The sequence below is a fragment of the Bradyrhizobium sp. AUGA SZCCT0182 genome, assembly GCF_018130185.1.
In the GTDB taxonomy this organism is placed as follows: Bacteria; Pseudomonadota; Alphaproteobacteria; order Rhizobiales; family Xanthobacteraceae; genus Bradyrhizobium.
The window spans coordinates 1-5718 of the sequence record NZ_JAFCLY010000089.1; the positions used below are offsets into that span (position 1 = coordinate 1).

The 5718-nt window shown below is 59.3% G+C and carries 4 protein-coding genes; 2 read left to right on the top strand and 2 right to left on the bottom strand.

The window, feature by feature from the left end; all coding sequences use genetic code 11:
* The coding region (locus tag JQ611_RS41145; protein ID WP_409411342.1) for a hypothetical protein at nt 1–195 on the top strand (195 nt) is incomplete at its 5' end.
* A gap of 212 nt (nt 196–407) precedes the next feature.
* Here the strand turns inward: JQ611_RS41145 and JQ611_RS41150 are convergent.
* Together JQ611_RS41150 and JQ611_RS41155 are read right to left on the bottom strand one after the other, a co-directional pair.
* The gene (locus JQ611_RS41150) at nt 408–2150 is read right to left on the bottom strand and encodes an adenylate/guanylate cyclase domain-containing protein (RefSeq protein WP_212468822.1); all 1743 of its coding nucleotides are present in this window, start codon (nt 2148–2150) and stop codon (nt 408–410) included.
* A 1270-nt stretch (nt 2151–3420) separates the two neighbouring features.
* Complete coding sequence (locus JQ611_RS41155; RefSeq protein ID WP_211995924.1) at nt 3421–4497, bottom strand: LysR substrate-binding domain-containing protein; 1077 nt, start codon at nt 4495–4497, stop codon at nt 3421–3423.
* Nucleotides 4498–4545: 48 nt separating this feature from the next.
* Between JQ611_RS41155 and JQ611_RS41160 the strand changes: the two genes are divergently transcribed.
* Nucleotides 4546–5523 carry a tripartite tricarboxylate transporter substrate binding protein gene (locus JQ611_RS41160; RefSeq protein ID WP_211995925.1) on the top strand — a complete coding sequence of 326 codons (978 nt, stop codon included), beginning with the start codon at nt 4546–4548 and terminating at the stop codon, nt 5521–5523.
* The last annotated feature ends 195 nt before the right edge of the window (nt 5524–5718 follow it).

A 5718-nucleotide genomic window follows, 5' to 3' on the forward strand; every position in this document is an offset into this window, starting at 1 on the left:
ATTGCTGACGCCTTGCCTGGAGCACAGGTGTTGCCCGGGCGTTTCAACGTCGTGCAAATGGCAATCGGAGTGCGCAAGCGAGCCGCCTCGGCGCTTCCCGCCGTCGATGAACTCGTGAACGGAATGCGGTCCGATGGCACGGTAGAGAAAGCGATTGCCGAAGCCGGGCTGCGGGGCGTTCGGGTTCCGAATTAGTAGCCCAAGTCGGATAGCGGAGCTTGGGCCACGTAGTCCGTTCTTGGTCAAACCGAGAAGTCCGGGCGTGCAACCGGCAAGTCGGCTTTACCCCCAAGTCCGGACATTGCCCTGCACCGCGCAAACTGACGCTTTGTGCCAGTTTCGGACTCATGCACCGCACAAAAACCGGTCAATGTTCGATCACCGCGTCGGCGCGGGTGCGCGTAGGTTCATTCGGGCAACCCCGCCTTCCGAAGACCATCAGTCACCAACTGCGCGTTTGATTGCCCGCCCCAAGCGATCCATCCAGATATTGTAACGGCGGGATTGACCTCAAGCAGACGCGCCGCCGCCTCACGCGCCTCCGCGTCGCATCCGAGATGGGCGAAAGCGGACGCGAGGCAGAGGTAAGCCAACGGATGGGACGGGTTGTGACGCTGAGCTTTCCTTCCTGCGACGATGGCCTCGTCAAAGCGACGAAGCTCAACAAGGGCCATCCCCATCCCAGCAAACATCGCGGGGTCTATCGGGCTCATGCGAATGCCACGTTCAAAGCTCCGAACCGCTTCCTGCGGTAGCCCCGCAGCTCTACAGACCCAGCCTCTGGCGGACCATGCGTCAAATGAATTGGAGTTGAGCGCGACCGCCCGGTCTGCCATTTCGAGCGCACTTTCACTATCGCCGACCACAAGCGCCGAGACTAGGCTAGCCCTTGCTAACGTGTTCGGATCACCATCGTCTATGCGCAATGCCAGGCGAGAAAGCCGCACTGCTTCCTCGCACTCGAATTGAGGATCGGTAGAATACCCCAAAACGACGTTGCTCAGGTGAAAGACGCTTGCCAGAGAAGCGGCTCGGCCAAACCCGGGGTCCAGCTCCAAAGCGCGACAGGCCAGCCTTATCGCCTCGGCCAACCCTTCGCGGGTCGTTAGGCTAGACTGCTGAATGGCGCGGAGCCAAAAATCATAGGCGGTGAGGTTCTCCGGTCGCCGCCGCGCAGCCATTGCGATTTCTGTTTGAATAATCTTTGGCTGAATAGCTGAGACAACGGCGACCGTCACTTCGTCCTGAAGCGCGAAAACGTCTGTCAAGTCGCGCTCGAACCGATCCGCCCAGATGAGCGCGCCGGTCACCGCGTCAATCAACTGCCCTGCGATGCGAACTTTCCCCGCTGCCTTGCGCACAGACCCCTCAAGGATATAGCGCACGCCAAGCCTGCGCCCAATCTCCTTCACATCGACGGCTTTGCCTTTGAGCGTGAAGCTCGAATTGCGAGCAATGACAATCAACCACTTGAACCGCGAAAGCGCCGTAGTGATCTCCTCAACCATCCCGTCCGCAAAATACTCCTGCTCGGGATCGCCGGACATGTTCTCAAACGGAAGTACGGCGATGGCGATGGAAAGCTTGTCGGCGAGCGGAGGGGCCGCACTTAGCCTTTCGGTCGGCGCGCTATACGCTCCCGCGCGGACGGCGTAAGCTCGGACCGGTTTGGAGATGTTCTTGAGCTGTTGCTCGCCGCGATCCTCGAAGCCAACGTCCAGCTTGCCTTCGACCTCGCTGTAGACCTTTTCAGACATCAGGATGCCGCCCGGATCGGCGATCCCCTCCAGCCGGACAGCAATGTTGATCCCGTCGCCATAGAGGTCGCCGTCCTGCCCAACGATCACGTCACCAAGGTTGAGCCCGATGCGTAGCTTGAATGGACCGCTCCCCTCGGCGAGATGATCCTGCATCTCAGTCGCGCATCTCACGGCGGCTAAGGGACTCGCGAATTCGGCGAGCGCGCCATCACCCGTTGTCTTGATCAGTCGGCCGTCGTGTCGGGAGAGGCTCGGCGCGATCAAGTCCCGCTTGAGCCGCTCGAACTCGGCGTAGGTGGCTTCCTCCGCACGTTGCATCATCGCAGAGTAGCCGACCACATCGGCCGCCAAGATTGCCGCCAATCGCCGTTGAACACGCTCTTCGGGCAAGGCCGCTCCCCATGTTCAAGATCAATTCGATGGCATCAGATCACACCAATGGGTTGTTCCGCTAGGTGCTTTCTCGGGTCGAAAAGCGGTCACGTGCCCGCACCACACGGGCCGACAAAGTAATCCCTCGGGGTGACGGCAGTAATCCAGGTGCCTATGTCCGAATCCGGTGAAAGGCGGTCTTCGAGGCAGATAGCCGGAACGTCCGCTTTGCCCTCGACACCCGACATTGGTTACTTCCAATCGCCAATGGGTCCCCTATTCTGCGGGACCCCTATTTCGGCGTTGTCCCCCAAATCGATTTAAGATTCGCCGAGTAAAGGCGCGTTTGCTGCTTGCTTTGAATGCCAGAGGTGTCCCAACGGCCCGAGGCGGCGAGTGGCACGCCATGAGTGTGAAGAACCTCCTTGACCGTTCGGCAACCGGTAACGCACCATGACCCTAGCAGTAGCTCACATGATGATGGTGGCCGGGTGCGTCTCGGTGGCGCTTGAGTGCCGGTGGCGGGGTCAGTGCTGCTTGGCGCTGCGGTGCTGATCGTACGTTACGCCATCTGAGACCCAGGCGCCCGTCCGTATGTCACTTCTAGAAACGGGTCCCCTTTTGCGCGGGACCCCTAATCTCAGAAACTCGCCAAACGAACTTCAAATTCGAGGCCCTTTAGGCGCCTCGCTGCTCGGCTACTGCAGCGCCTCAGCGCTCCCGGCAATACCTGAGCCACGCGCGTCTCAGGCTATAAGCAGAAGTTAACGCCCTTCTTGACCTTCTCTTCCCAGACGGGTCCTAGGACCCGAGCACCAACGGCCTTTTGGGCTCTGCCTTCACGTCGGTTTGGCCATCAGCCGGTGACTTCCGGTCTACTCCGAACAACGGACATTGCCGGACCATCCCGCCAGGTCGCAAAAGTGCCAATTCCGGACCTCGGCCTTTACTCAGCGCCTCATTGGAGCCTGAACACTGTCTGCAAGAGCACCTTCACCGCCTCGCGGGTCGCAATTGCAGCGGCCTCGTTGTAGCCGATATGGGGATCGGTCTTCACGCAAGGGTCCGTGTACGTAAACGGCTGGCCGGTCTCGGCATTGATGATGACACGAGGACGCCTCACATAAGGAATGGCGGCCGATCAAGGAATCTACACACCAGGGCGGCACACACTATACCGACCGATGTTCGAACCACATCGCCGTTTCCGTGCCCGGCCGAACGGCGTCAGCAGAACCCCAGAAAGTTGTCAAATTGCTGCGGTGCAGCCGGACATGCGGACCTGGGACTATTCTTTCTTCGCTGCTTCTCTAACCAGATTCAAGAAATGTCGAACCACGGCTGAAGGGTCGCCGCGGCGCGATGCGAGGTTCAGAATGGCCTTCGGTTGGTTGGGACCCTTAAGACGACAATAGACGACGCCGTCCATATGCACATGCTGCAGGGAGGCCGGAACGAGAGAAATGCCGAGTCCGACAGCGACGAGGTTAAGCGACGACGTCATGCGAGGCGCTTCCTGCCCGACGCGAGGACTGAAACCTGCCGCGCGGCATGCCGCCATCGTCAAGTCATGAAATGCCGTCCCCGGCGGGCCGTAAACAATGAAAGTTTCGCGCGCAAGGCGCTTCAACGCAAGTCCTGGCTCATTGCCGCCGCTGCCCCGAGCCAGCGGATGCGCGCGGGGTAACGCCACCAGCATCGGTTCCTCCACCAACGGCGTGACGGCAAGCCCTTCTGGATCGGCAAGGGGCGTTCGGATGAAAGCCACATCAATCCGTTCATTTCGAAGCTGTTCGATCAGTTCATTGCCGAGCCTTTCCTCCAGTCGTAAGAAAACCAGCGGATAAGCTTCGCGAAACGCGCGAATGATACGTGGCACAAACGGATGAAACGGACTCGTCGGCGTAACACCTACGCGGATTCTGCCTTGCTCGCCTCGCGCCGTACGCCGTGTTGCATCAAATGTGTGGTCGAGGTGCGCGAGCGTCGCGCGGGCATTATCGAGGAAGGCACGCCCGGCATCGGTCAGCTCAACACCGCGCGCCTTGCGGCGAAATAATTGCACATCAAGCTCGCGTTCGATGGCCTTAATCCGCTGACTAAGCGGCGGTTGCTGCATGCCAAGCCGCTCAGCGGCCCTCGTAATGTGCCCTTCCTCCGCAACGGCGATGAAATACCGAAGGTGTCTCAGCTCCATATTCATATCCCCGCTGATATGAATTTTGCCATGGCCATATAATAGATGGACTTTCTCGAAAGTGCTATACAGCAGCGTGTTCAGAGCCTCGACATCGAAGCGGCGCCTCTTCCCTAAAGAACGCAAGAGGGGAGCGAAGGTGCCGAGTTCTCGGGGGCAGAGCAGCATCCCCTAGGCCAACTGCAAGCGGTTCGATTTCAATTGGGAGGACAGCACATGAAACTTCCACGCCGTCATTTTCTGCATCTGGCAGCGAGTGCTGCTACTCTTTCGGTCTTATCGCCCATCGCATGGGCACAAACCTATCCGACGCGGCCCGTGCGGTGGATCGTGGGCTATCCTCCCGGCGGGGCAACTGACATCATTGCACGTCTGATTGCCCAATGGCTGTCTGAGCGGTTAGGCCAGCCATTTGTCATAGAGAATCGTCCGGGGGCCAGTGGAAATATCGGCACCGAGGCGGTCGTTAGGGCGGCGCCCGACGGCCATACACTCCTGCTGGTGAATGCCGGCAACACGATCAACGAGACGTTCTACGATAAGCTCAGTTTCGTGTTTCTTCGCGACATCACGGCCGTTGCAGGTATCGTCCGGGTGCCCCTAGTGATGCTGGTGAATCCCTCGGATCCAATCAAAACGGTTCCCGAATTCATAGCCTATGCCAAGACTCATCCGGGCAAGCTCAATATGGCTTCGCCCGGCAATGGAACTCCGCATCATGTTTCCGGTGAGCTATTCAAGATGATGGCTGGTATCGACATGACCCATGTCCCCTACCGTGGGTCGGCGCCTGCACTGAGCGACCTGATGGGCGGTCAGGTGCAAGTCGCGTTTGATACTACGACCGCGTCGATCGAGTACATCAGGGCTGGCAAGCTGCGGGCACTGGCGGTGACCACTGCCGCGCGCTCGGAAACGCTGCCAGATATTCCGACTATGGGCGATTTCGTACCGGGCTATGAGGCTAACGGATGGTACGGCGTCGGCGCGCCAAAGAGCACCCCACCCGAGATAGTCGACAAGCTCAACAAGGAGATCAACACGGCTCTCGCTGATCCCAATGTGAAGGCTCGCCTCGGCAACCTGGGCGCAACGGTAGTCGCGGGCTCACCTGCCGAGTTTGCAAGATTCATGGCCGAAGAAACCGAAAAATGGGCAAAGGTAGCGAAGTTCTTGCGCGCAAAGGCCGAATAATTTGTGGCTCGGCGGCTATTCCGCAGCATCGGTGAGTGCGGCCAGCCGCCGAGGTCCGCTTCGGGTCAAAAGCGTCGTTTTCACCGTCCGCCGAAGACTTCCGATGTACCCCGGTGAACGGACATCGTCAGGGCCGGTCGGCATGTCTCAAAAGTGCCAACAGCAGAAGTCCGCCGCGTCACTCAATGACTTCGT

What these genes read in the sequence shown, in the direction of transcription:
- JQ611_RS41155 (WP_211995924.1), bottom strand. Translation starts at nt 4,497, where the DNA reads ATGCTGCTCTGCCCCCGAGAACTCGGCACCTTCGCTCCCCTCTTGCGT.
- JQ611_RS41160 (WP_211995925.1), top strand. Translation starts at nt 4,546, where the DNA reads ATGAAACTTCCACGCCGTCATTTTCTGCATCTGGCAGCGAGTGCTGCT.